At 55.5% G+C, this 26475-nt stretch carries 25 protein-coding genes and 3 tRNA genes; 9 read left to right on the forward strand and 19 right to left on the reverse strand.

Going from position 1 to position 26475, the window contains the following annotated elements; genetic code table 11:
- Window positions 1–27: 27 nt before the first annotated feature.
- The 6 genes from KFJ24_RS08920 to KFJ24_RS08945 all read right to left on the reverse strand — a co-directional run bounded on the left by KFJ24_RS08920 (window position 28) and on the right by KFJ24_RS08945 (window position 2891).
- A tRNA-Val gene (locus KFJ24_RS08920) sits at window positions 28–103 on the reverse strand.
- A 7-nt stretch (window positions 104–110) separates the two neighbouring features.
- A tRNA-Asp gene (locus tag KFJ24_RS08925) sits at window positions 111–187 on the reverse strand.
- A 69-nt stretch (window positions 188–256) separates the two neighbouring features.
- Window positions 257–332, reverse strand: a tRNA-Val gene (locus KFJ24_RS08930).
- Between the two features lie 198 nt (window positions 333–530).
- Window positions 531–788: a hypothetical protein gene (locus KFJ24_RS08935; RefSeq protein ID WP_250830728.1), complete on the reverse strand. Its 258-nt coding sequence runs from the start codon at window positions 786–788 to the stop codon at window positions 531–533.
- 102 nt (window positions 789–890) lie between these two features.
- A complete protein-coding gene (locus KFJ24_RS08940) occupies window positions 891–1784 on the reverse strand; it encodes a DUF2846 domain-containing protein (RefSeq protein ID WP_250830729.1) in 894 nt (297 codons plus the stop codon).
- 141 nt (window positions 1785–1925) lie between these two features.
- On the reverse strand, window positions 1926–2891 hold the full coding sequence (locus KFJ24_RS08945; RefSeq protein ID WP_250830730.1) for a hypothetical protein: 966 nt from the start codon (window positions 2889–2891) through the stop codon (window positions 1926–1928).
- Between the two features lie 188 nt (window positions 2892–3079).
- On the opposite strand from KFJ24_RS08945, the gene purE reads away from it, so the two are divergent.
- The 6 genes from purE (at window position 3080) to KFJ24_RS08975 (ending at window position 10330) form a co-directional block, all read left to right on the forward strand.
- Window positions 3080–3571 (forward strand): 5-(carboxyamino)imidazole ribonucleotide mutase, encoded by a 492-nt coding sequence (gene purE / locus KFJ24_RS08950; protein ID WP_250830731.1) that lies wholly within the window; start codon window positions 3080–3082, stop codon window positions 3569–3571.
- 40 nt (window positions 3572–3611) lie between these two features.
- Window positions 3612–4730: a 5-(carboxyamino)imidazole ribonucleotide synthase gene (locus KFJ24_RS08955; protein ID WP_250830732.1), complete on the forward strand. Its 1119-nt coding sequence runs from the start codon at window positions 3612–3614 to the stop codon at window positions 4728–4730.
- 71 nt (window positions 4731–4801) lie between these two features.
- On the forward strand, window positions 4802–5380 hold the full coding sequence (gene sodB, locus KFJ24_RS08960) for a superoxide dismutase [Fe] (RefSeq protein WP_250830733.1): 579 nt from the start codon (window positions 4802–4804) through the stop codon (window positions 5378–5380).
- A gap of 273 nt (window positions 5381–5653) precedes the next feature.
- On the forward strand, window positions 5654–7714 hold the full coding sequence (locus KFJ24_RS08965; protein WP_250830734.1) for a putative bifunctional diguanylate cyclase/phosphodiesterase: 2061 nt from the start codon (window positions 5654–5656) through the stop codon (window positions 7712–7714).
- Window positions 7715–7739: 25 nt separating this feature from the next.
- The gene (locus KFJ24_RS08970; RefSeq protein ID WP_250830735.1) at window positions 7740–8327 is read left to right on the forward strand and encodes a LemA family protein; all 588 of its coding nucleotides are present in this window, start codon (window positions 7740–7742) and stop codon (window positions 8325–8327) included.
- 11 nt (window positions 8328–8338) lie between these two features.
- A complete protein-coding gene (locus KFJ24_RS08975; RefSeq protein ID WP_250830736.1) occupies window positions 8339–10330 on the forward strand; it encodes a M48 family metallopeptidase in 1992 nt (663 codons plus the stop codon).
- A 39-nt stretch (window positions 10331–10369) separates the two neighbouring features.
- Here KFJ24_RS08975 and gspD read toward each other — a convergent pair whose 3' ends face one another.
- The 6 genes from gspD to KFJ24_RS09005 form a co-directional block, all read right to left on the reverse strand.
- Window positions 10370–12316, reverse strand: coding sequence for a type II secretion system secretin GspD (gene gspD / locus KFJ24_RS08980; protein ID WP_250830737.1), 1947 nt, complete (start codon window positions 12314–12316; stop codon window positions 10370–10372).
- A 32-nt stretch (window positions 12317–12348) separates the two neighbouring features.
- Complete coding sequence (locus KFJ24_RS08985) at window positions 12349–13200, reverse strand: type II secretion system protein N (RefSeq protein ID WP_250830738.1); 852 nt, start codon at window positions 13198–13200, stop codon at window positions 12349–12351.
- A gap of 1 nt (window position 13201) precedes the next feature.
- Window positions 13202–13993: a type II secretion system protein N gene (gene gspN / locus KFJ24_RS08990; protein ID WP_250830739.1), complete on the reverse strand. Its 792-nt coding sequence runs from the start codon at window positions 13991–13993 to the stop codon at window positions 13202–13204.
- Between the two features lie 166 nt (window positions 13994–14159).
- Window positions 14160–15812 carry a chaperonin GroEL gene (gene groL, locus KFJ24_RS08995; RefSeq protein ID WP_250830740.1) on the reverse strand — a complete coding sequence of 551 codons (1653 nt, stop codon included), beginning with the start codon at window positions 15810–15812 and terminating at the stop codon, window positions 14160–14162.
- Window positions 15813–15890: 78 nt separating this feature from the next.
- Window positions 15891–16178 (reverse strand): co-chaperone GroES, encoded by a 288-nt coding sequence (gene groES / locus KFJ24_RS09000; RefSeq protein ID WP_070965642.1) that lies wholly within the window; start codon window positions 16176–16178, stop codon window positions 15891–15893.
- A 196-nt stretch (window positions 16179–16374) separates the two neighbouring features.
- A complete protein-coding gene (locus KFJ24_RS09005; protein WP_250830741.1) occupies window positions 16375–16917 on the reverse strand; it encodes an FxsA family protein in 543 nt (180 codons plus the stop codon).
- 120 nt (window positions 16918–17037) lie between these two features.
- Between KFJ24_RS09005 and KFJ24_RS09010 the strand changes: the two genes are divergently transcribed.
- Complete coding sequence (locus KFJ24_RS09010) at window positions 17038–17799, forward strand: SDR family oxidoreductase (protein WP_250830742.1); 762 nt, start codon at window positions 17038–17040, stop codon at window positions 17797–17799.
- Window positions 17800–17881: 82 nt separating this feature from the next.
- Here the strand turns inward: KFJ24_RS09010 and KFJ24_RS09015 are convergent, their stop codons facing one another.
- Genes KFJ24_RS09015 through KFJ24_RS09025 form a run of 3 tightly spaced genes read right to left on the reverse strand, consistent with a single transcriptional unit; the run spans window position 17882 to window position 20102 of the window.
- Entirely contained in the window at window positions 17882–18190 is a 309-nt protein-coding gene (locus KFJ24_RS09015; protein WP_250830743.1) for an MGMT family protein, read from the reverse strand.
- A gap of 4 nt (window positions 18191–18194) precedes the next feature.
- Entirely contained in the window at window positions 18195–19607 is a 1413-nt protein-coding gene (locus KFJ24_RS09020) for an AmpG family muropeptide MFS transporter (protein ID WP_434968037.1), read from the reverse strand.
- Window positions 19608–19619: 12 nt separating this feature from the next.
- Window positions 19620–20102 carry a YajQ family cyclic di-GMP-binding protein gene (locus KFJ24_RS09025; protein WP_250830744.1) on the reverse strand — a complete coding sequence of 161 codons (483 nt, stop codon included), beginning with the start codon at window positions 20100–20102 and terminating at the stop codon, window positions 19620–19622.
- Between the two features lie 151 nt (window positions 20103–20253).
- Between KFJ24_RS09025 and KFJ24_RS09030 the strand changes: the two genes are divergently transcribed.
- Both KFJ24_RS09030 and KFJ24_RS09035 read left to right on the forward strand, forming a co-directional pair.
- On the forward strand, window positions 20254–21225 hold the full coding sequence (locus tag KFJ24_RS09030; protein ID WP_250830745.1) for a response regulator: 972 nt from the start codon (window positions 20254–20256) through the stop codon (window positions 21223–21225).
- 366 nt (window positions 21226–21591) lie between these two features.
- Window positions 21592–22617, forward strand: coding sequence for an AraC family transcriptional regulator (locus KFJ24_RS09035; protein ID WP_250830746.1), 1026 nt, complete (start codon window positions 21592–21594; stop codon window positions 22615–22617).
- Here the strand turns inward: KFJ24_RS09035 and KFJ24_RS09040 are convergent.
- The 4 genes from KFJ24_RS09040 to KFJ24_RS09055 all read right to left on the reverse strand — a co-directional run bounded on the left by KFJ24_RS09040 (window position 22614) and on the right by KFJ24_RS09055 (window position 26463).
- On the reverse strand, window positions 22614–23825 hold the full coding sequence (locus KFJ24_RS09040) for an argininosuccinate synthase (RefSeq protein WP_250830747.1): 1212 nt from the start codon (window positions 23823–23825) through the stop codon (window positions 22614–22616). The two genes, KFJ24_RS09035 and KFJ24_RS09040, sit on opposite strands and share 4 nt — an antisense overlap.
- A 164-nt stretch (window positions 23826–23989) precedes the next feature.
- Entirely contained in the window at window positions 23990–24388 is a 399-nt protein-coding gene (fliS, locus tag KFJ24_RS09045; protein ID WP_250830748.1) for a flagellar export chaperone FliS, read from the reverse strand.
- A gap of 27 nt (window positions 24389–24415) precedes the next feature.
- Complete coding sequence (gene fliD, locus KFJ24_RS09050) at window positions 24416–25828, reverse strand: flagellar filament capping protein FliD (RefSeq protein WP_250830749.1); 1413 nt, start codon at window positions 25826–25828, stop codon at window positions 24416–24418.
- Window positions 25829–26022: 194 nt separating this feature from the next.
- Entirely contained in the window at window positions 26023–26463 is a 441-nt protein-coding gene (locus KFJ24_RS09055) for a flagellar protein FlaG (protein WP_250830750.1), read from the reverse strand.
- Window positions 26464–26475 lie beyond the last annotated feature (12 nt).

Raw genomic sequence — 26475 nt, forward strand, 5'->3', positions numbered from 1 at the left:
CTGAGGCCTGCCTTTTTTATGGAATCTTGGTGGGTGGTACTGGGATCGAACCAGTGACCCTCGCCTTGTAAGGGCGATGCTCTCCCAGCTGAGCTAACCACCCAGGAAAATGGCGGAGCGGACGGGACTCGAACCCGCGACCCCCGGCGTGACAGGCCGGTATTCTAACCAGCTGAACTACCGCTCCGCATCAATTCTGGCCACACGGGCCTGAATCTTGAACCGGATAGGGTGATCCGGTGATGCACTTTGAAAGTGGTGGGTGGTACTGGGATCGAACCAGTGACCCTCGCCTTGTAAGGGCGATGCTCTCCCAGCTGAGCTAACCACCCACTTTCGGGCTGTTAAACCACAAAGCCTTTCAAAGGCCCCCACTTGCAACGCATGGCGTTGTTTGCTGAGGCAGACTTGCTGTCTCAATCAAGTGAGACGCGCATTTTAAGCATTTGGCTGACGGTGTCAAATGTTTTCCGGGAATTTTCTCAAGAAACCTTTAAGCCGTTCAAAATGGTACATTTTTTAAACAAAACCTACTTGGCGGAACCTGACTTGCGACCACCCTTCAAAACCCTGAGCTCCGTCTTTCCCTGTCCGGCCTGCTCTGCCTTTTGACGCAAGGCGAGTTCACTGACTCTCGAGCGCCTGCACTCTGGTACCGCCCGATTTGCCAGTGAGCAATTCAGGTCATCCAGGCGTTTCTGAACATCGCCCCAAGTGCCCAGTAACTGAGGAATCACCTCATCCGCAAGTTTCTCCAGCCTGCCCCGTAACGAATCTTTCAGTGACATTTTCTGACTTCCCGAATGTTTCGACTGTTGTCAGTGTAGTAACCAGAGCCCACACCGACAATTGTGAAACAGATCATATTCCCTGTCGTTTCGGCCAGTCCGTCAGAAAATCCACCAACCACCCCCGGACTCAGCCTCTTCCTGCCGTTCCCGCGCCCGCTCCAGCTGTGCATAGTCTTCTTCCAGCTGCTCAATTTTGCGGTCGGTTTCAAGAGGAACGGTTGGACCACCGCCAAAAGGCCAGAACCATGAGGCAGATTCGTAATTTCCCTCTTGCTCCAATCGCTCGATTTCCAGCTCCCGCTGTTCCTCAAGCGTATCCATTCGGCGCTCAAAATCCTCATCCTCATTGATTTCAACGATAGAGGTAGCGGCGTGGTTTGGCGCCAGGAGGTCACTGTTTAAAAAGCGCGTGGTGACAATTTCGTTTCCCTGCATGGCGTAGTCACGTGTCACCAGCTGTAAATCACCCTGAGCAAGGGGATGTTCGGGATCAAGATCCGGGTGAGCCTGCTCGGGCTCAGTCAGTTCGTTGTATCGAAGGTAATAGATGCGGCCAGCTTCAACCTTGAGCGCTGCATCAGCAATCAGGCTCAGGCTGAACGAGTTCATCCCCTCAAGACCCAGAAGCGGTCGTCGCATGGCAATCTGTCGCTCGCCGGGACTCACCTCAAGCCAGGTATAGCTGTCGTTCCGGAGGTTGAAATAATGTGCGTCGTCGATGTAAACGCTGGGGGCCTCAATCTCATCCGCCGCCCACTGGGAATGGGTACGGTAAAAATAGATCAGGGCATTCTTCCGGTTCCACTCATCGTTGGGAATGTGGACAAAATCATGACCGGAGACGGGGTGCAGAAATGCCCCCGTACTCTTGCCAATCGATTGGTAAACTGTACAACCGGAACCGAAAATAAGAGCACAGAGGGCCAGGGCCCGAAACGACAAGATAAGCAAGCGGGGAGCAGCCGGCGCGGTATGAGGCATTCGGGATTTCATTGTTAATCACTCTTCATCGTTTCGCGAGTTACCCGATCATAGCAACTGCAAAACGGAAGAAATGAGAGCTACCGCAAGGGATGAATACAAACCGTTACAATCAGTCAGCCAGCGGCCCGAACACCTCTCCTGAAAACAATCTTATTTCGCTGACAACTGCGCCCGCAATGTATTCACTTCCTCGGACAGCCGAACCAGTCGCGACGTCAGCTGAGCCCTTGAGGAGTCTATGGCCTGAACGGTTTTCTTTACACTTGCCAGCTCATTCTGCAACGCCCGCACACGACTATCTCCGGCGAGCGCATCCGTCTCTTTCTCGAGCGCGCTGAGCCGTCCCTCAAGACCGCTGATACCGAGCTTTTGCTCCTGTTCAAACCGACGAATTCTGTTTTCGACGATCTGATCCACACCTGCGATTTGCTTACTCAGAGTCGTTAATTGATCCGTCGCCTGTCGATTGGCCTCCTGCAGCGCCACAATAGAGGTTTGCGTCTGATCCTCGAGTGCGGACAGATCACCCGCAAACGAAGACCGCATTTTTTCCATTGACGCTTTCACGGTATTCAGCGCCTTGCCATCTTCCGCAAGACCCTTCTCTAAAGCAGCCAGGCGTTCCTGGTGATCATTCAACCGGGCCTTGTTCCGCTCATTGGAAACAACCCACAACTTTCCGATTTCGCTATTTGCGGTTTCCAACTGCTTTTTGTTGTTGGCAATCTGGTCTGAAAGCGAGGCTCCCCGCTCCTGCAGACTCTCACCCGTTTCGGATAGGTCTCCCTCAAACCTGGCCAGAGCCAACTTGCTTTGGCGGGCCCAGTAATCGGCCTCCTCCAACTGCCCCTCCAAAGACTGAATCCGCTGATTCTGCGAGTACCAGCCAGCACCCGCCGCGCCCGAAAGCCCGATCAACAGCAGCCACAACAGGGTAAGGCTTCCCCGTCCGTTTCCGTTGCCCCCGCCCTTCGATGACTTTGCAGGCTCCGGGGGCTTTTCGCGACCACCGCCAGATGCAGACTTTGGCCTCGCACCCGGGGGCGCCTTTCTTTCCTTATTGCCAACCGGTGCCTCGGCTCTTAGTTCATCGTCATCTGGACGGATGGGTTCCATTACAGCTCCTGGATATGGACGGGTTAACCTGATGGGCTGATAATACATGCAGTTATAAACTGAGTGAAATATCCGGGTTTCAAGCCCCCGGTTCCACAGGCCCAATTCACCAGAAACGGCCTTTGTTGCATGGTGAGTAGCCAAAACATACAATGGCCGGCTTTCCAATTATCACAGGACTGTTGCTTATGCAGCCGCTTGTAGGACTCATCATGGGCTCCAAATCCGATTGGCCCACAATGGAACACGCCGCCAACATGCTTGAAAAACTCGGCGTACCCTACGAAACCAAAGTCGTCTCTGCCCACCGCACACCGGATCTTCTGTTTGATTACGCCAAAACTGCATCTGGCCGCGGCCTGAAGGCAATCATCGCCGGTGCCGGCGGAGCCGCTCACCTGCCAGGCATGGTAGCGTCACAGACCTCCCTGCCGGTATTGGGTGTTCCCGTACAGTCCAAAGCGCTCAACGGTCTCGACTCACTGCTTTCTATTGTTCAGATGCCCGGCGGTATTGCGGTAGGCACTCTGGCAATCGGCAAGGCCGGTGCAACAAACGCGGGTCTGCTGGCGGCCCAGATTATCGGCACGTTCGATGCCGATGTGCGCAAGGCCGTCGATGAATTCCGCGAAGCACAGACGCAAACGATTCTGGACAACCCGGATCCCAGAGATCAATGAATTTAACTCAGTAGTCTGCCGAACAGGTTGGGGAACACAAATGAGAATTGGTGTACTAGGCGCCGGTCAACTCGGGCGCATGCTGGCTCTCGCCGGATACCCGCTGGCGAAAACTTTCGTTTTCTATGACATGTCTGGCAGCCCAAGCGCCGGCCTGGGCGAAGTCATCATCGACAGGGACGGCCAGTACCTGGATGACTTTATCTCACGGGTAGACCGCGTCACCTACGAGTTCGAGCACCTGCCGGTCGACGTCGCAGAAAAGCTTGCAGAAGAAAAACCGGTTCACCCCTGCCCCCGCGCCTTGCAGGTATGCCAGAACCGCGAAGCCGAAAAAACGCTGTTTGGCGAACTGGGCATACCAACGCCTGAATGGAAAATTGCGGACAGTGCGAAAGCCCTCGAGGATGCAGCTGAGAAACTTGGCTGCCCCGTAGTCGCAAAATCCAATACGGAAGGCTACGACGGCAAGGGCCAGGCAGTCCTCAGAAATCCTGAAGACGCAGCAGAAGCCTGGGCCTCTATTGGTCACCCACGACTGATCGTCGAGAAGTTTGTTGAGTTCAAGCGCGAAGTATCCATGATCGCCGTACGATCAGAGGATGGTGACCTTGCCTTCTACCCGATGGCGGAGAACACCCATCACGAAGGCATTCTGCGCTACTCAATCGCACCTGCACCCGGTCTGGAAAAGCATATCCAGGACGATGCGAAACGCTATATCCGTGCACTGTTGAACGAATTGAACTATGTTGGCGTATTAACACTTGAGCTGTTTGAAACCGCGGACGGCCTTGTTGCAAACGAAATGGCGCCCCGGGTTCACAACTCTGGACACTGGAGCATCGAAGGGGCAATGACCAGCCAGTTCGAGAACCACATCCGGGCAGTGAGCGGCCACCACCTTGGCAGCGTTGAGCCACGTGGAGTGAGCTGCATGATCAACATCATCGGGGAGCATGGCGACATTGAACGCATCCTTGAGCTGCCCTACGCTCACCTCCATCTATACAACAAAGGCGAGCGCCCTGGCCGGAAACTCGGCCATGTGAATATCCTGGCGGACAGCTACGAGGAACTGGTTTGGCGTGTCCGGAACTGCGCGCAGTTCCTGCCCGGCAGCCCCGAGTTTAAAAGCTCTTTAACACCAAGGGGTTGATATAGCTCAAATCGCCCCCAAATTGGCCAACTGTACATACACGTAAATAGAGAGACAGGGAGAACGATCTCATGGCATTTGAACTTCCCGCACTACCATACGAAAAGAACGCTCTGGAACCGCACATCTCTCAGGAAACCCTTGAGTACCATTACGGCAAGCACCACAACACCTATGTCACCAAGCTGAACGGCCTGGTTGAAGGTACCGATAACGCCAACAAATCTCTTGAGGACATCATCAAGAGTGCCAGTGGCCCGCTGTTCAACAACGCCGCACAGGTCTGGAACCACACCTTCTACTGGCATTGCCTCAGCCCCAATGGTGGCGGTGAGCCGACAGGCGCAGCCAAGGACGCTATCGAGAAAGCCTTTGGCTCGTTCGAAGATTTCAAGAAAGAATTCAACGACAAGGCAGCCAACAACTTCGGCTCAGGCTGGACCTGGCTTGTAAAGAAGGCTGACGGCAGCGTAGCCATCACCAACACCAGCAACGCGGAAACCCCGCTGACTGGCTCTGACAAGCCTGTACTGACCGTGGACGTTTGGGAGCACGCGTACTACATCGATTACCGCAACTCCCGCCCAAATTACCTCGAAGCGTTCTGGAATCTCGTTAACTGGGATTTTGTGAACGAAAATCTGGCCTGATCAGACACGCTGATTAGCTGACAGACCGCGGCCGATAACGGCTGCAGAGAAAACGCCCGCTTTTTGCGGGCGTTTTTGTATCTGTCATGCACGAAATCCTTACAAATTGAAACACTCAGGGTCTGCATTCCCTGAAAAAATTACCGATACTCAATGCAGTTACATCGTCTCTGAACCATACTGACAAGCAAACAGCAGCATCCAACTGCCTAAGCAAAAGTGAAGATGTGAAACGACCGGCTTCCTGACGAATCGGATTATAGAAAGGCCTGAATGCAAAACTCCTTCGAGGTTGAAAACCACCTGGGCTATCGTATTTTACGATGGATTCTTGCGGTCGCGCTGATTAGCGGTTTGATCGTAAGCACCGTGCAGATCATTCTGGACGCCCGGCGTGTGTCAGGTGACCTGGATCACCAGTCTGCACAGACCATCGCCATGGTGAAGGACGCTGCAACTCAGGCTGTTTTCAGTATTGATACGGAGCTGGCACAACAGGTAGTGGATGGCCTCTTTGCGCGGGAGGCAGTCCATGTGGCCCGCATTACGCACCCGGATGGCGAGCCACTGGGCACGCGTAACCGACCTCTTCAGCAAACAGCTTTCCGACCATTGACCGACCCTATATTCAATGCCGAGCGCATATACCGGACTCCGCTGGTTCGTGAAAGAGATCAAAGTACCCTCTATGGGTATCTCGAAGTGCACTATGACACCGCGCCGATCGCCAAGAACTGGCTTGAGCGGGCGACCGTAACATTCGCCTCCGTCGTCGCAACCGCTCTGATTCTCGGGCTGGTGATCTATTTTGTTTTTCACTTGCTTCTGACCCGACCGCTACTGCGAATTGTTCATTCCTTAAAACAGGTAAATCCTGTCCATCCCGATGACCGGCTCGTGGCGATCCCCCAAGGACACCAGCGAGATGAACTGGGCCTCTGGGTCAACGCAACCAACAATCTTCTCGTCGCGATTGGCGACAGCCAGAAACGGCATCGCGAGGCAGAGGATCGGGTTAACCGGCTTTCGCGATATGACCAGTTGACCGGCTTGCCCAGCCGCGACACATTCATGGAGCTACTGGCGCGGGACATTGAGGAAGCGAAAAACAGAAATTCTGTTCTATCGCTCAGCGTATTCGGTATCGACGACTTCAAGTCCATTAACGAGCAATGTGGCTTTCGCACCGGCGATATGATTCTCCAAACAGTCGCCGATCGGCTGACCTCGAAACTGGGCAGCACTCGATTCACGCTGGCCAGGCTCGGTAGTGACCAGTTTGTGATTGTGGAAAAAGGCCTGCGGGACGGTTTTCAGGCCGCAGACACCGCCGAGAGGATTCTTGGGTATATCAGCACGCCTATGATGGTGGAAAACCAGACTGTCGCCATGACAGCCACCATGGGGGTCGCGCTGTTCCCCTCTGATACCAATCAACCCGACCGGCTACTGCAAAGCGCCGAACAGACCATGACGCTGGCCAAGCAGGATGGCCGGAACCATCTGCAGTTCTATGTCGCCAGCATTGACCAGGAGATTCGGGACCGTAAGCAATTGGAGAGAGACCTCTCTCAGGCCCTGAGCAATCATCAGCTCCACCTGGTGTACCAACCCCAGATCAACCTGGAAAACAAACGGGTGATCGGTGCCGAAGCGCTTCTGCGATGGAAACACCCTACCCGGGGACTGGTGCCGCCGGATGACTTCATTCCAGTCGCTGAGTCCAATGGATCCATCGTCGAAATAGGCCAATGGGTGCTGGACCAGGCGTGCTGGCAGGCTGCGCGCTGGGCAACAGAGGGGACACCACTGAGAATTGCAGTTAACCTTTCTGCGGTTCAGCTACGGCAGCAAACTATCGTCGACGACATCCTGAAGACGCTGGAGCGCCACAGCATTCCGGCAGGCCGGCTCGAACTGGAAGTGACCGAAACCAGCTTCATGACCAATCTTTCCGATGCTGTTGAAAAACTGCATCGGCTGCACAAGGCGGGAATCAGTATAGCTGTGGATGATTTCGGCACCGGTTACTCCTCACTCACCTACCTGAAGCAGATGCCCGTTCAGCACCTGAAAATCGACAAACAGTTTATTCGGGACTTGCTCGTAAATGAGGAAGACACCCGCATCGCCAACACCATCATCGATCTCGGTAAGAGTCTGAACCTCTCTGTTGTCGCAGAAGGTGTTGAAACAGCAGAACAGGAATACTATCTGAGCCAGCGGGGCTGCCAGCTGGCCCAGGGATATTATTTCAGCAAACCCCTTCCCCCACGGGAATTTGAGACTTTCATTACAGGTTTTCATCAGAAAATCGTCGAAAATAACGTCTGACCCACTAACCACCAGAGGAGTTTCCATGGGAACCACCCTAATCGGCCTGGCTGTCATCGCCGTCGCTGTAATTTACCTGGTATTCATTTATAACCGCCTCGTCTCTCTGCGAAACCAGTTCAAAAACGGTTTTGCGCAGATCGATGTACAACTTCAGCGCCGACACGACCTCATTCCCAACCTCGTTGAGGCTGCCAAGGCCTACCTGACTCATGAGAAGAGCACGCTCACTCAGGTCATGGAAGCCCGCAACAACGCGGTCAGTGCCCAGCAAGATGCGGCGAAAGATCCGGGTGATGGCACAAAAATTCAGCGCCTCGGTGGTGCCGAGAACCTGCTTACCAAGGCCCTTGCCAATTTCTACGCGGTAGCAGAAAACTATCCAGAGCTGAAAGCCAACGAGACCATCCAGCAATTAATGGAAGAGCTTTCCAGCACCGAGAATCGAGTTGCTTTTGCCCGCCAGGCCTACAATGACGGTGTAATGACCTATAACACCTTCCGTGAACAGTTCCCCAACAATATCCTCGCAGGCATGTTTGCCTTCAAGGAAACGGCACAACTGGAGCTGGAGGCTCCTGAGGCTCGCCAAGCACCGAAAGTGGCCTTCTGAGGCCCTGAGGCATGGCACACCCCGGTTTTTTCCAGCGTCAGGCATCTGCCAGGCGCAATACCAGCCTTCTGGTATTCCTGTTCCTGACGGCGGTAGCGCTCATCACGCTCGCCGTCTGCCTCGTCGGCTATTTCGTTACCCGCAGCGAATCGTCGGCGCTGGCCTTCCACAACTGGCTGCTTTCCAATCACGGCCTTTGGACCGCCGTCGCCGTGGTCACACTGATCATCACAGGCTCTCTGGTTCGCTGGGCTGACCTGGCAGGAGGCGGCACACGGGTTGCCAAAATGGTGGGGGCACGCCCCATCGATCCGGACACCCGGGATGGTGATGAGCGGAAACTACGGAACATCGTTGAGGAAATGGCCATTGCCAGTGGTGTTCCCGTCCCGGAACTCTACATCATGGACAATGAAACCGGCATTAACGCCTTTGTCGCGGGCTACACGCCCGGCGAAGCAGTCATGGTGGTTACCCACGGCGCCATTACCCAGCTGAACCGTGACGAGCTCCAGGGAGTAGTCGGACACGAGTTCAGCCATATCTTCAACGGCGATATGCGACTGAATGTGCGCCTGATTGCCCTTTTGGCAGGCATCCTGATGATTGGCCAGATCGGCGGCTTCCTGCTCCGCGTGTCATTTTTCAGCAGCCATCGCTCATCACGCTCCTCAAGGGACAGCAGGGGCCAGGCGGCAATGGGGCTGATTGGCATTGCGCTTCTGGTTATTGGCTACGTCGGCGTGTTCTTCGGGCGACTGATCCAGGCAGCGGTTTCCCGTCAACGGGAAATGCTGGCGGATGCCTCGTCCGTTCAGTTCACTCGCAATCCGGAAGGGATTGCCGGCGCCCTGTTCAAGATCGGGCTCAAGGGTGGTTATCTGGATACCACCAGCCATGCCAGCGATATGAACCACATGTGTTTCGGCGAGAGCGCGAGAATGAAGTTCACCTCCCTGCTCGCCTCTCACCCGCCAATTGAACAGCGTATCAACAGCATTCAACCCGGTATGCTGGCAAGATTGCGCAGCCGGCTCCGGGACACCGAGCCCCGTGCGGACCTCCGTTCCGCGACAGCGACAAAACGACCAGCCCCGGCATCCGGCTTTTCAGAGGCTGTGGCTGAGATCTACAGCCCGTTAAGCCGGAAAAGCACATCGCCGCTGGCTTCAGCGTCAGCTGTTCGCCCCATCGGTTCGAAATTATCCGAACGCGTGGGTACAGTCACCAGCCAGGGAGAGGATTTCGCCGTTCGCTTGCTGTCACGCTTGCCAGCGACATTCCGAAGCCTGCTCTACACCCGCGCCGGTGCAGTCCAGCTTTGTTATGCCCTGCTTATCAGTGAACTCTCCCGGGATCAGCAGCATGAGCGGATGGAGCTGATCCCTCCCCATCCCATCCTGGGCAGCGAGCCGGGACTTCTTGAAAAGCTTGTGCCAGCTTTGAAGACCATTGGTGAGGGCGTACGCTTCCCTGCTCTGGAGCTGGCGATGCCCGCCTTGCGGAAACTGGACCCGGAGGAACGACAGGGATTGATGAGCAATGTGCAGAAGCTGGTGGCGGCAGATCATCGGGTGAGTCTGTTCGAACTGGCGCTGACCAGCTTCCTGTCCCGACACCTGGGAGCAGACGCCAGCCGGGAAATCCCAGTCAGGTATCGGGGGTATCGCCCCGTCATGCCAGCTCTCCAGCGACTCCTGAGCCTGCTCGCCCGTGCCGGGAGCTCGTCTTCGACAGATGCTGAAAAGCTCTACATGGAAGCAATGGCGGGCTTTGTCGACACCCAGAACAGCAGGCAACCGGTGCTTGAAAAGGTAACCATGCGCCAGCTAAGGGAAGCATTGAAGACGCTGAACGGGCTCTCTCCGTTATTGAAGCCAGCCATCATTGACGCCTGCGGGCATTGCATTACCCACGATGGAAAGATTGAAGTGCGGGAGTATGAACTTATGAGACTGGTGGCAGATCAGATGGATTGCCCGATGCCCCCATTGACTGCCTGATGCACACGGGCGGGGTTAAACCCGTGTGCATACCGGGTATTACTTGATCGACTCGTGGCTGCCCGGGTTGAACAGCACGTCGGTATCCGGACGATCTTCTGAGTCAGGCAAGCCCAGTTTTTTTCGAACGTCCAGATTCACATCCCAAAGCTTGTTAAACTTGTCGGCAGTTACTGCAACCGCCTCTTCCTTGCCCAACATGATCTTGGGTCGCAGGAAAACCAGCAGATGCCGCTTTACCCGGCGCTCGGACTCAGAGGAGAAGAGACGCCCCAGCACCGGAATGTCCCCCAGGAACGGCACTTTGCTCTTGTTCACCAGATAGTCATCCCGGGTCAGACCGCCAAGCACGATTGTCTCGCCATCATCCGCCAGCACTGTGGTCTTGATCTCTCGCTTGTTGGTCACGATATCTGAAGCATCCTCAATACTGTCAGCCACGTTTTCCGTTGTTTGCTCAACGACCAGCCGTACCAGGCCATCGGCACTGATGGTAGGCGTAACTTTAAGGGTCAGACCGACGTCGCGACGCTCAATAGTGGTGAAAGGATTCGTGGTGCCATCCCCTGTAACTGTGGACTCCCCGGTGCGGAACGGCACGTTCTGGCCAACGATGATTTCTGACTCCTGATTATCCAGGGTAATGATGCTGGGCGTGGAGAGAAGGTTTGCAGCCGCCGAGGTAGAAAGCGCCTGCAGGAGAATCCCCCAACTGACGCCATCCTCGTTTCGCTGGCCGGCGCCGACCGTGATGCCGCCGGTGGCAGGTGTAATGGCTGAGCCGGTCAGAATTGCGCTCAGCACCTCGCCGAGGCTGCGGCCCACATTACCAAAGTTGGAAGCGATCACCGGCGTGGATTCACCAGACTGGTCACCCACGGCAACCTGGACGCCCAGATCCTGGCCCAGTTCGTCACTGATCTCCACGATCGCCGCTTCAATCATTACCTGCGCCCTGCGCAAATCCAGCTGGGCAACGATTTCTTCAGCTTCCTGCATCAATGATGGCTCACCGCGGACCACCAGGGCATTCAGACCCTCATCCGCAAAGACCGCAAAATTGCTGTTTGGTTTGGCTCCGCCGCCCGAGCCTCCGTCACCTTCCTTGACGAGTTGCCCCATCACGCCCTTGAGAATCTCGGTCAGGTTCTTCGCATCTGCATGCTTCAAACGAATAACTTTTGTGGTACCACCCGAGGCCGAGGGCTGGTCCAGTTTCCGGATCAGGCCCCGCATCTTATCCCGGAAGGTCTGGTCGCCCCGAAGGATCAAACGATTACTACGTTCATCGGCAGTTACGCTGTACTTGCGCGCTTTATTTTCTCCTCCGGCCTGGCCGAGCTCGTCCGGTGCCAGTTCTTGCAGGAGAGTAACCATATCGCCAACCCAGGCTTCGTCAAGCTGGATGACTTCCACTTCGTACTTGGACGGGCTGTCCAGCTCGCGGACAATCTGCTCGATGCGCTCAATATTGGAGGCATGATCACTAACAATCAGAGCGTTGGCCGCCGCCACGCCTGCCAGGTGGCCGTATTTCGCAACCAGCGGACGCAGGATCGGAACCAGCTCAAGCGCATTGGCGTTGTCAATCTGGATGACCCGGGTAATAAGCTGCTCGGACGGCGTTGTTGCAAAGCGCGAGAGGGATTCCGCAGACTGTTTGGCATCCACCTGCTGCACAATCTTGATAACTTCCTCACCGGGAATTGCCGTGAAGCCATGCACATTCAGCACTGCCAGGAAGAGATCGTAGATCTCGTCCTTGTTCATCGGCGCACTCGACAGGACCGTAACCTTGCCCTTGACCCGTGGGTCTATCACAAAACTATATCCGGTAATGTCCGCAACCTGAGTAACAAAGGCGCGAATATCTGCGTCTTTCAGGTTCAGCCGCCAGGTTTCTTCCTGCCCATGTGCCATGGACATAAGGGGAAGCAAGATAAGCAGCGCAATGGCCCGAAACATATTGGTCTTGTGGTTATACATCTGGCGATTTCGTCCTGTATCGATGAACCCGATCAGCGCCACTGCTCGGGTATGGCATAACTTACGGTGAGGATGGAACCGTCACGCTCAATTTCAATAGCCAGCTGGGCCTGGCCACGCCAGCTCTCCAGCAGGGATCGGTCCTGCTCAATATCACCCAACCGCTGGCCGTTAATGGCTGTAATCACATCTCCGGCCCGAAGATTCACTGCATTCAGCATGGCATTTGAGCCATCATAAACGTATCCGGACTGTCCGCTTTCATCCACCGGGCTCAGCCCATAGTTATTGAGAGCCGCCACTCCCTGACTGTCCAGCTGGGCCCGGGCATTCTCGAGGAATGCATCGGGCGATGATTCTGCCGGCGTTTCAGCCACTTCTGCAACCATTGCAGACGTATCGGCTTCCTCGAACGTCAGCGACTCATATCGACCGCCACGACGGATCAATATGCGTGTGGGCTCCACCTCAGCCAGCTCGGCATTGCCTGGCAAAAGATCCCCAACACGATAATAAGCCGTTTCTCCATTACTTCCTGCAACTATAGCACCGGAGTCCTCGGGACGCTGTCCCACAAGGACACCCTCAAGGCGCAGCCGCAGGCCTGTTTCCGGTGCGGAACGCTTAACCACTTCGGCCACACCGGTCTGTTCCGCCGGCCGGCCAAAAAAGTCGTAACTGGCCATTGGATAGGTCAGGGCCTGCCTCGAAGGCGCGCTGCCAAGGCCGACTTCCGAAGCCAAAGGGACCGGTTGGTCATCCCAGGCAATCATCCAGGTTACCTTCGCAAGCATCAGCCCCAGATACAGCGCCAGCCCCAGCAAAAGGAGATTCGCCAGAATCCGTGAAACCCGACCTTGTGCTTCGGCGTTCAGGAAGGCCACTTTAACGCGCCCCTGGCAGCAAGGGCTGCCTGACCCGGAAGACCACATCTCCGGGGCTCGCAGAATCCGACCAGGGCTGGTCGGCCAGATCCACCATGCGCTTGTACACCCGCAGTTCCATCATTCCATTCCAGAGGATACTCGCATCTGCAGCCGGGCCGTCACCACCCTGTTCCGCAACCGTGAGGGCCACCCCACCCTGTGTTGTATCCAGGTTGGCCTGCATCGGCGGGAACTGCGCCTGGCCTGTCTGATTTCCCATAGGCCAGGTAACCTGCCCGCCGGCCCAGCGACCAACACCTTCGGCCTGTGAAACACGGTTGTCGGCCCAGACGACATCCAGACGATCAATGGTAACGTCACCTTCAATCAGGGCACCGCCGCTACGGCGAATCAGATCTTCAAACTCTGCAACGGCCAACCTGCCGCGAGCCTGCACCTCTGCGCGCGCTGGCCAACCGATCGTAACATCCCCCTCAATCAAGGATTGTGATGAAGCCACAGAAACAGCCAGGGGCAAGGATAAACCAGTCACCGAGGGCCAGCCCAGACGCCAGTCCAGGCGCACAGGGTAACCGGTAATGACCAAACCAGCAGTGCCTTCCCAGACTTGCCCGGATACCTGCTGTACCTGAACCTGTTTTGGCAGGTTTACTCGTGCAGATGCCTGCTGCCAGAGCCAACCCGCCGGTACCCAAACAATCACAGCGGTCAGATAAACGAGTGCCGCCAGCAAAACAAGGAGAATGACCTTGCCAGGGCGGAGAAAGGATTTGGTTTCAGTATCACTCATTCAACTTCACACAGACCATTGACCGGAAGCCGAGTCTAACAAAGCCATCAGGCAAGTTCATGACAAAAAAACAAAAACCCCGCGCCAGTGTGAACCGACGCGGGGTTTTTCAGGGCAGATCATGCCACACCCCGGATATGGAGGCGTGGCCGGGATCAGGCCGACATTACATCATGCCGCCCATGCCTCCCATTCCGCCCATGCCGCCCATGTCCGGCATGCCGCCGCCAGACTGCTCGTCATCCGGCTCGTCAGCAACCATCGCCTCGGTGGTGATGATCAGGGACGCTACGGAAGCAGCAGCCTGCAGCGCGGAACGGGTAACCTTGGCAGGATCCAGGATACCCATTTCCAGCATATCGCCATACACTTCGGTGGACGCATTGTAGCCATAGCTACCTTCGCCAGCACGAATGTTATTTACAACAACAGACGGCTCGCCACCGGCGTTTTGCACGATCTGGCGCAGAGGCGCTTCCATCGCGCGGCGCAGGATGTTTACGCCCGCCTTCTGCTCTTCGTTGATCGCATCTACTGCGTCCAGTGCCGCAATCGCACGGATCAGGGTGACACCACCACCGGCAACCACGCCTTCTTCAACAGCAGCGCGAGTGGAGTGCAGCGCGTCTTCGACACGGGCCTTTTTCTCTTTCATTTCAACTTCGGAGCCAGCACCGATCTTGATAACAGCAACACCACCAGCCAACTTGGCTACGCGTTCCTGCAGCTTTTCCTTGTCGTAATCGGAAGAGCTGTCTTCGATCTGCTTGCGAATCTGCTCAACACGGGCTTCGATGTCACCCTGTGCGCCGGCACCATTGATCACCGTGGTGTTTTCCTTGGTGATGTTGACGCGCTTGGCTGTGCCCAGATCGTCCAGCGTGGTGTTTTCCAGAGTCAGGCCAACTTCTTCGGAAATGACAGTACCGCCAGTCAGAATGGCAATGTCCTGCAGCATTTCCTTACGACGGTCACCGAAACCGGGTGCTTTTACAGCAGCCACTTTCACGATGCCACGCATGTTGTTCACTACCAGAGTCGCCAACGCCTCGCCTTCGATGTCTTCAGCGATGATCATCAGCGGCTTGCCAGCCTTCGCGACAGATTCCAGTACCGGCAGCAGTTCGCGAATGTTGGAGACCTTCTTGTCTACCAGCAGGATGAACGGGTCATCCAGCTCAACAGACATGTTGTCCTGGTTGTTGATGAAGTACGGAGACAGGTAGCCGCGATCAAACTGCATACCTTCAACAACGTCCAGCTCGTCTTCCAGGCCACGACCTTCCTCAACAGTAATGACGCCTTCTTTGCCTACGCGCTCCATCGCATCCGCAATGATCTTACCGATGCTCTCATCACCGTTGGCGGAGATGGTGCCAACCTGGGAAATGTTACGGTTATCATCGCAGGGCTTGGCCAGATCACGAATCGACTGGACCGCAGCGATCGTTGCCTTGTCGATGCCACGCTTCAGATCCATCGGGTTCATACCCGCTGAAACCGCCTTGATGCCCTCGCGAACGATCGCCTGAGCGAGAACGGTTGCAGTCGTGGTGCCATCACCAGCGCTATCGTTGGTCTGGGAAGCAACTTCCTTGACCATCTGCGCGCCCATGTTCTCGAACTTGTCATTGAGCTCGATTTCTTTGGCGACAGAAACGCCGTCCTTGGTGACGGTCGGAGCACCGAAGGATTTCTCCAGGACCACATTACGGCCTTTCGGGCCCAGGGTTACCTTGACCGCATCCGCCAGGATGTTGACACCTGCGACCATGCGTTTGCGGGCGCTATCACCGAATTTGACTTCTTTTGCTGCCATGTCTTCTATTCCTGTTCGTTAAACCGAATTCATTGAATCAAACGGATTAATGAGGGTTCGTGCCAGTCGCCTCAGCGATCACTCAAGCACGCCATAGATGTCGTTTTCGCTCATGATGAGCAGCTCTTCACCGTCTACTTTCACGGTGTTTCCGGCATACTGACCAAAGACCACGGTGTCACCCGCCTTGACCGCCAGAGCACGGGTTTCGCCATTCTCCAGGATGCGGCCGTTGCCCACAGCAACAACTTCACCCTGTGAAGGCTTCTCTTTGGCGTTACCCGGCAGCACGATGCCACCTGCGGTTTTCTCTTCTTCTTCCTTACGGCGTACGACAACACGGTCGTGGAGCGGACGAATTTTCATTGCTCGGTTTCTCCAATAGTCAGATTAATGTGGCAATGACATTTGCTGTTAAAAAGGACGGACTAGCAAAGCGTCATCCGGCCAAATTGCCCGGCTGCTAACCTGCTGTTTTTCAGCCGTTATCAGCCTGCAGCGAACTTGTGACACCTATGTGGGGCTCGCGTAGGGGTTTTCAACACCCCGGCCCAAACTTTTTTCACTTTTTTTCGATGCGATCGCGGTCTGATTCGGTCTCGTCCTGATACTCACCTTCGATAATATCGCCGTTGCTGTCACGGTCGAATGGGCGCTGCCTGCCAAAGGGATTATCGCGATCACCGAAAGGGTCCTGACCAAACGGGTTCTGGCCGCCTCCCGCACGAAAATAGAAGCCGCGGCTCTGCCCCGAGACTACCATCCGCTTCAGCGCCTGAGCCGCCAACCAGTGGCGTGTGCCGGGTATCAGGCAAAGGAATCCGATGGTATCCGTAATGAATCCGGGCGTCAGCAACAGAGCGCCGCCCACCGCCAGAATCAGGCCTTCAGCCACCTCTTTGGCCGGCAATTCGCCACTGTTCAGGCGCTGATTGGCCTTGAGCAACGTGGCAAGCCCCTGCTGGCGAAGCAACCAGGCACCAATAACAGCCGTCAGAAGCACCAACCCGATGGTATTGATCACACCGATAATGCCGCCAACCTTGATAAGCACTGCCATCTCGGCGACTGGCATCACAATGAACAGAAAAAGAAAAACGGACATCAGGCCCTCACGGTCTGAATATGGGTTTTATAAGGTCTGGTATACTCCCAGCCCTTCCAATTAAAAAGTCAGCCATACGGCAACTGTAAAACCACTTAATAACGTTAGTTAGGGCAAAACATGAAACTTCAAGATTCCGTAATTGCAATTACCGGCGGTGGTCAGGGCATCGGCCGTGCCATGGCAGAATACCTGGCAGCCAAAGGCGCCAGACTGGCCCTCATCGACCTGATGCCGGAAAAACTGGAGGAAGCTGCAGAGGCCTGCAAAAAAGCCGGTGGTGATGCCAGGACCTATGTCTGCAACGTCGCGAAAGAAGAAGACGTTGAGAAAACCTTTGAAGCCATTGCCAACGATTTTGGCCAGCTTGACGGACTGGTCAATAACGCCGGCATCCTGCGCGATGGTCTGTTGGTCAGAGGCAAGGATGGCCAGATCGAGAAGCGAATGGAGCTGTCACAATGGCAGGCGGTAATCGACGTAAACCTGACCGGCGTCTTCCTGTGCGGTCGCGAAGCAGCCACCCAGATGATCAAGCACGGTAACCCGGGCGTGATTATCAATATCGCCTCTATTTCCCGTGCCGGCAACATGGGCCAGAGCAACTACTCTGCTGCCAAGGCTGGTGTATCTGCGCTGGTGCCCGTATGGGCGAAAGAGCTGGCTCGTCACGGGATCCGTTGCGCCGGTATCGCTCCGGGCTTTACCGAGACCGAGATGACGGCATCAATGAAGCCGGAGGCACTTGAGAAAATGGTGGCAGGCATTCCTCTGAAGCGCATGGGCAAGCCGGAGGAGATTGCTTCTGCGGCGGCGTTTATCTTCGAGAATGACTATGTTTCCGGGCGTATAATTGAGGTGGATGGGGCCCTGAGGCTTTAGGGGCTGGCCCGAGGCCGATTCGGCCAATAGGTTAAATCCTGATTGGATTAGCCATGCGCTGAGGTCTGCTGCGCGGAGCACACTATGGCTGCCAGCGGAATTGGCGCATTGACACCTTACCATTAGCGACTTCAACACCTTCCTGTTCCAGTAAGTCCTTTTGTTTCAGGAAGGTCGCTGAGCCTTTCGGGAAGGCGATCTGGCCATTGCTTCTCAGTACCCGGTACCAGGGCACGGAATGTCCCTCGGGAAGCTTTCCGAGGGCACGGCCGATGTAACGGGCCTGGCGACCCAGACCCGCCATGTCGGCGACCTGGCCATAGCTTGCCACCGTTCCCGTGGGGATCGACAGTACCACTTGCCAGATTTTCTGATCCTTGGTTGGCTCCATGCCCCTATCCCTTCGCCGGCTCCCCGGATTGAGCCTCACTGCTGCCGGAGTGATCCGGCGCCAGGGCATCCAGCCGTGTTCCCTGGCGAATCATGAAAAGCGCCAGCAGGATGGCGGGCACGCCCATGATGCCTGAAATCAGGAAAAACTCTGCGTAACCGTAATCCGCCACCACAATACCGGAGAAACCACCGATAAACTTGCCGGGTAGTGTCATCAGGGAGCTGAACAGGGCGTACTGGGTCGCCGTGAAGGAGGCGCTGGTCATGCTGGACAGCCAGGCAATGAGCGCGACATTGGCGATGCCGCCACTGAGGTTGTCGGCGCTGACCACTGCAGCCAGGGTCGCTATGTTGGGTGGATACTGGGCGAGCAGAACAAACAGGAGATTCGTCACCGCCGTCATGATCGCACCCAGCAACAGGATCCTGCGGACGCCGTAACGTACCACCATTACCCCACCCATCAGCGAGCCAGCAATGGTCATGAAGAAGCCGAAGACTTTGGTGACATCCGCTACCTGGGTTTTGCTGAATCCCATAAAATCCAGGTAGAACGGGTTAGCCATTACCCCCATGGCAATGTCCGAAATCCGGTACACCGCCACCATCAACAGAATGGCAAGGGAGAGCTCCTTGTACCGGTGGAAGAAATCAAGGAAAGGACCCGCAACGGCGGCGTAAAACCACCCCACAAAACGAGCCATTCGCGGGTTGAGGTGCGTCCGTTTAGCCGCCTCCTGTTCAATCTTGTGGGCAATATCCTGAGCCGCCGAAAAGTGGTTTATACGGGGCTCACGCACCACCAGAACCGTGAGCACACCAACCCCGACAAGGCAGGCCATAACCTCATATGAGACCTGCCAGGACCAGAACGCCGCCAGGTACAAGGCGCCGGCACCGGCAACAAGCAGGGCTAACCGGTAACCGAAGATGTACGTGGCCGCGAGTGCCGCCTGCAGCCGCTCTTCAGCAATCTCGATCCGGTAGGCATCAATGGCCACATCCTGAGTGGCCGAGGAAAAAGCGACCAGCAGCCCGCATAGCGCCATCATCTCCGGCGCTGTCGTGGCGTCGACATGGGCCATCAGATACAGACCGGTGGCGATACCCGACTGGGCAAGAATAATCCAGCTACGGCGCTTGCCCAGCAGCTTATCCAGTATGGGCAGCTTCAGCCTGTCCACCACAGGTGCCCAGAACACCTTGATGGAGTATGTAATCCCCAACCAACTGAAGAACCCGATAGTGGCGGTTTCCACGCCCACATCCGCAAGGCGGGCGTTCAGTGTGGAAAACACCAGCAGGAACGGCAGTCCCGCAGAAAAACCCAGAAACAGCAGCGCAATGACTTGCCAGCGGGTGTAGGTGTATAGCGCGTCCCGGATCAGGGCCCTGCGATCACTGGATAAAATGATAGATCCCCCGGATCAGTCGCGGAAGTTATTAAATTGCAGAGGAATATCCAATTCTGCCTCTTTCAGCAGGGCAATCGCAGTTTGCAGATCGTCCCGCTTCTTGCCATTCACCCGGACCTTGTCACCCTGGATACTGGCCTGAACCTTGAGCTTGGCGTCCTTGATCATTTTCACGATCTTTTTGGCCATATCCGTTTCGATGCCCTGCTTCAGCAGCAAATGCTGTTTCACCAGCTTCCCTGCCTTGCTCTCACCGTCCTCAGACAGAGCCCGACCGTCTATGTTGCGTTTGGCAAAGGCCATCCGCAGCATGTCCATCAACTGCTCCAGCTGGAACTCCTCCTGGGCACTGATGGTGAGGCCCTTGTCATCAAGCTCAATGTCCGCTTCCACATTCTTGAAGTCCCAGCGATTGCCCAGCTCTCGGTTTGCCTGGTCCACCGCATTGGTGACTTCGTGCATATCAATTTCAGAAACAATGTCAAAAGAAGGCATGGTCGTTATTCTCCAACGGCCACTAGGGGTATAATGTGGCCTCAATTAATTCCCGGATGTTTAAGGTGCCAAAGCATAGCAAGACCCACGCCGGGGCGCATCCGGCATAGGGCACCGCATCTGACAATGGACTGGTGAGACGTAGATAACAATGCCAAACCTGGACCTACCCATTCTCGTCGTCGATGACGCCAAGTTCAGCAGTATGGTGGTTGGACGCACCCTGCGAAATGCCGGCTATCGCGACGTACGTATCGTCAACAATGCATCTTCAGCTCTCGAACTCATCGAACAGCGCCCCGTCAGTGTTCTGATCGCCGACTGGCTGATGCCGGAAATGGATGGCCTTGAGCTAACAGACCAGGTGCGGCAACAGGACGAGCAGAACAATCACTACACCTACGTGATTCTTCTCACGGCACGGGAGAGCGTTGAAGCCCTCTCAGAAGCGTTTGACCGGGGAGTGGACGACTTCATCTACAAATCGGACATGACCAAGCAGCTGATCCCCCGGATCTTCGCAGCGAACCGAATGGCCGATCGCCAGAATACGTTGTTGCGCGCCAATTCCCTGCTCATCGAAAATAACCGGGACCTGGAAGCCACCAACATCATCGATCTTGAAACCGGCCTGGGCAACAACAAGTATGGTCACGAAAGGCTCGGCAAGATGCTCCGCCACTCAGAGTCCCGCGGCGGCTCTACGGCGTATGTTCTGTGCGGTATCCGCAACTGGCAGGAACTTAAACGCAAACACCCGCCAACGGTGATGAGCGAACTGGCAATCGGTATTGCCCGCCGGCTAAGCACCCTGATTCGCCCGATCGATGCATTATGCCGGGTAGGCGACAATCAGTACGCGATCATTGCCTACTTCCCGAACAGCGACCATTGCTCAACGACCGCTTTCCGGCGCGTCTTTGATGGCATCAATCACAAGGCTTTCAAGACAACTGCCGGCTATATATCCGTGGAAGCGGGCATGGTGTTATGCAGGACTAACGCCCAGAACGGCACCCCCTCCGTACGGGATATGGAGCGCGCCGCAGTTCAGGGCCTGGTTGACGCCTACGAGACCCGACGCTTCACCGAGACGTCCCCGGAAACCAGGGAAGAGGCCTGAGACACAGATGGTCATTTAACGAACAATCTGTAACAGTGCGACACACATCACACACAGACACAGAAGAGCGAACACCCTATTCTGAAATTGTGGATTTAAGCAGTATCCCCCATGGTGGAGGAGCCGAGTAGTACCTCCGCCGCCATATGGGGAAAGCGATCCACAGGATTAACGAATTTTTCAGGCACTTTCGTTCTCTCCTTATTCCGGGCCAGCTTTTTAGCTGGCCTTTTTATTTTCTGGAGTTCCGTAATATCTCAGGGGCCGGCATCGTACGAGCCCCTCCAGGCAACGACTGCAAGTGCCCGCCCTCGCTCAACTTCCGTTATACTCTCGCTACAATTACTCCAAAAATGCGCTGTAACCATGAGATCCCTCGGAACCGCTTCTGTAGCTGCCCTTCGCCAATACGTCCGTGCCGCCGAGTCTGCCGGTGTCGATATAACCAGGCTTTTCGACAAGGCCAGCCTGAACCCTGCAATACTGGATACCGACGACGGACGGATTGACGGAGAGCAGCTTCAGCACTTCATACACCTGCTCGTTGAACAAACCAGGAACCCTGTTCTCGGGCTGGAAACTGGAGACTTTGTTCAGCCCGGTACATACAGTGTCCTTGGGTATATCACCATGAGCTGCGCGACTCTTGGCGAGGCAGTCGCCAGAATCGCGCCATTTGAAAAGCTGGTGGGCGACATGGGCACCACGCGCCTGGCCGTAAATGGCGATGAGATAACGCTGGCATGGAACTGCAACTATGACGACCCCATGGTGCAACCTCACCTGGTGGACAATGTTTTTTCCTCCTGGGTGAACTACGCACGCTGGCTGTCCGGTAACGACACCGCCTCCCCGTCCCTTGTGCGGCTGAAAAGACAGTCTCCGGGCGAAAAGCTTGAGCGGGCCTACCAAAGCCGCTGGCACTGTCCCGTTCAGTTCGGTGCGGATGAAAACAGCATCACGCTCAAAAAGGAACTCCTGGATACGCGGCTGCGACAACCCGACCCCCTGCTGCGGAAAACGCTGGAAGCACACGCCCTCACCCAACTGGCCTCCCTCGATACCGACAGCGACCTGACTTCAAAGGTGAAGTACAGCATTCAGCAGCAACTGGTGCACGGCATAACGCGGCAGGATATGGTCGCGGACGATCTGGGCATGACAAGCCGCACGTTACAGCGAAAGCTCAGCCAGGAAGGCGTGTCCTACCAGAAACTTCTGGATGAGGTTCGTCTGAAAATGGCAGAGGACTACCTGCTAAACAGTGAGCTACCGATTCCGGAGATTGCGTTAAGGCTGGGATACATTGAAACCACATCGTTTCACCGGAAATTCAAGGCAGTGAAAGGAAAGACGCCCGGAGAGTTCCGGGCGTCCAGAGGGCAGGCTTAAAGCTTGCGGCCTTTGCCGGCAGCAATACGCAAACGCAGAGCGTTCAGCTTGATGAAGCCTTCTGCATCCTTCTGATCATAGGCGCCCTGATCTTCTTCGAAGGTGGCGATCTTCTCGTCAAACAGTGAATCGTCCGACTTACGCCCGGCAACATCGACGTTGCCCTTGTAGAGCTTCAGACGAACTGTGCCGTTCACGTATTCCTGAGTCTGATCAATCAGCGCCTGCAGCGCTTCACGCTCAGGAGACCACCAGTAGCCGTTATAAATCACTTCGGCGTAGCGCGGCATGATGCTGTCTTTCAGGTGCGCCACTTCACGGTCTAGCGTGATGGACTCGATAGCACGGTGGGCACGCAGCATGATGGTGCCGCCCGGGGTTTCGTAACAGCCACGGGACTTCATGCCCACATAACGGTTCTCAACGATATCCAGACGACCAATGCCATTGGCGCCGGCTACCTTGTTCAGGTTTTCCAGCACTTCGTGAGCTTTCATTTCCTGGCCGTCGATGGCAACAATGTCGCCTTTCCGGTAGGTCAGCTCAACGTAGGTCGGCTTGTCTGGTGCAGCTTCCGGAGACACGCTCCAGCGCCACATATCTTCCTCGGCTTCCGCCCAGGGATCTTCCAGATTGATGCCTTCATAGGAAATGTGCAGCAGGTTGGCATCCATGGAGTACGGGCTTTTGCCCTTCTTCATTTCTACCGGGATGTCGCGCTCTTCACAGTACTGAAGCAGCTTTTCGCGGGAATTCAGATCCCACTCACGCCAGGGCGCGATCACCTGTACGCCCGGCTTGAGCGCATAAGCACCCAGCTCGAAACGAACCTGGTCGTTACCCTTGCCGGTCGCGCCGTGAGAGATGGCATCAGCGCCCGTCTCGTTGGCAATATCGATCAGTCTCTTGGCAATCAGGGGACGGGCAATGGAGGTGCCCAGCAGGTACTCACCTTCGTAGATGGTGTTTGCGCGGAACATCGGGAACACGTAATCACGCACGAACTCTTCGCGCAGGTCCTCGATGTAAATTTCTTTAACGCCCAGCGCTTCCGCTTTCGCACGCGCCGGCTCGACTTCCTCGCCCTGGCCAATGTCGGCGGTGAAGGTCACCACCTCACAGTTATAGGTATCCTGCAACCACCGAACGATCACGGAAGTATCCAGGCCACCGGAATAGGCCAGGACCACCTTTTTAATATCAGACATGCCTTTGCTCCAGACTGAACAGAATGGATGTATCGAAAATAAGGCGCACATTGTACGGCAGAGCGGGGGGAATGGCTATTGGGCCAGGGTATGACAGCGAAAGATCCTGATCGGACCCCAAAAGGCCCGACCAGAATAAGAAGAGGAAGTGAATTGTTTCTGAATCAGCCAGCCTGTTGCTGAGCAACTACCTCTTCCCGAATACCATCCCAGCCTTCTTTGATAGAGCGCAGCAAATCAGCAACCTCGTCGAGACGGTCAACATCGTTGCGGGCGTTCGCTTCCCAGAGCGCGCGTTCCATATATTCATAGAGTGCGTCGAGGCGTTCGGAAAGGTCTCCGCCCTGCTCTTTATCCAGAAATCCCCGGAGTGCCGCAACGATGTCCATCACTTTCAGGATCAGCTTGCCTTTGGCATCGTAATCTCCGGCCTGAAGTTTGGCCTTGGCCATATTGATACGCTCAAGGGCTCCCTGATAAAGAAGCTGGATCAGCTTGTGTGGATCCGCATCGGTAATGCTGGTCTGGGTATTGATTTGCTGGTATTGCTGAAGGCCGTTCATAAGTAACCTCTTCGAGTTCAGCGCCGTTTACTGCTGGCTGCCGCTGGATTGCTGAGGTGCAATCGCTGCCAGCTGCTGGCTGATGTAATTGCCCGTACTGTTTAACTGTGAGATCAAAGAGTCCGCCGCCGAAAACTGCGCGACCAAACGCTCGCGATAGGTCTCCATCCGCAGGTCAAGCCGATCCCTCTGTTCCTGAATCTGATCCAGGGCATTATTCAGACCTTTCGTCCGCCCCGAGATTGCACCGTCGCTTGCAAGGTAATTCTCAATGGTTGCTTCAATCTTTCCGGCAATGCCATTCACGCCATTCTGCTCCGAAAACAGAGCTGTCACTGCCTGCGGGTCGGCTTCAAGCTTTTCCTTGAAGACGGACGCGTCAAACTCAAGCTTGCCTGTACTCGGCTCAGTCTTGATGCCGAGATCTGCCAGCGTTCGAACGGTACTGTTCTCCATACCGGCGGGCACCGTCGTCAGACCTGAACGTAAATCCCGCTCAATATTCCGGATCGTCGAGTCGCCCGACAAGATCCCGCCGACACCCGTTTCTGCATTGTAGCCGGACGCCTTGTCGATGACGTCCTGAAGCGCGTTGTATTGGTCTACAAATTCCTGAACGCGGCCAGCAACCTCGTCTGGATCCCTTTCCACCTTGACTGAGGAGGTACCTACGGACTTCACGTCGAAAGTAACACCCTCCACCACGTCTTCAACGGTATTGGAAGACCGGCTGATCGAGATGCCATTGACTTCCAGCAACGCATCTTTCGCTGCAACCGTTTCTGTCAGGTTCGACGTTGTGCCATCAAAGGCAAACTGGGAAAGCCCTGAGGCATCGGTGTTGTTACCATCACTGTCGGTCACTGAAACCTGAATTGCGTTCTCCAACCCGCTCTCATCAGAAGACAGAACCAGGCGAAATCCACTACCGGTATCCACAACACCCGCAGACAAACCTGCACCCGAATCATTGATCGAGTCGGCGAGACCCTGAAGCGTATTGTTGCTGCCATCTACCGTGATATCAGTGCTTACACCGTTGACGGTAAACGTTAGCGAACCAGTACCAACCGTTGTCGTATCTGAATCTGCGAAGCTTCCAGAGGCGAGCGACTGCGCCTGAGCCAACTGCGTCACGTTAACGCTGTATGATCCACGGCTGGCCACAGACGCGTCGACGTTCACCGTCGCAACCGATTCGTTGGAAGAGTTGGCCGTCAATGCCTTCAGGCCATCAGAGGATGCCAGGGTTTCGAGTGGCGCTTTCAAGGACTCTAAAGCGTTTCGTAAGGCACCAAACGCGGAAATCTTGGTTTGAGCTTCACTCTCCCTGCGATTTAAACGGAGCTCAACCGGCTGTCGCTCTGCGCTGATCAACTTGTCAACCAGATCGGCGCTGAAGATTCCGGAGCCAGCACCCAGCGATGAAATTCCTGCCATATCGAGCCTCCTGCAAGGCTTGCCTGTTCTATCTTTATATAGCGGCAGCAAGCGGCAAAACTTTGCCCTTTCCCGCCATTTTTCAGTAACTGTTTGTTAGTCGCCTTCGGGTTCAGAAAAAACGATAACGCCGCCAGCCCAGCAGGGCAGCGGCGCTAACGCAGATTCTCATCATTCAGCTCACGACTTGCGGTTCAGACTTTCAGGTCAAACAGCGTTAGCGGTTCATCCTGCTGCAAGTTTTCTGCCAACCTCAATGCAACCTCATCCGGAATCTGACGAATAACTTTCTGGGTTTCCTGGTCTACAACCCTCACGATCGTTTCACCGAGCGCCTGCCCCACCTCGAACTGCAGATCTCTTTGCACGTTCTGGACATAGTCATTCAGCTGAGATACCGCGCGACCCAGATCTTTACCATCAACCACTCGCTGATTTTCTACAAGGGGAGACGGAGCATCTTTCGATGCTGATGAGGCCGGAGCCACATTCGAGGTCGGGTTACCGGAGGACAAAGCTCCCTGCGCGGAGACATTTCTGTCATCTGCTCGAGGTGACACTGACGCCCGAGTCGGAGCCTGTTCACTGGAGCGAACCAGCTTCAAATCCGGGCTATTCAGGTTTACGTCATTCATGATCCACCTCGC

The sequence above is a fragment of the Marinobacter sediminum genome, from assembly GCF_023657445.1.
GTDB lineage: Bacteria > Pseudomonadota > Gammaproteobacteria > Pseudomonadales > Oleiphilaceae > Marinobacter > Marinobacter sediminum_A.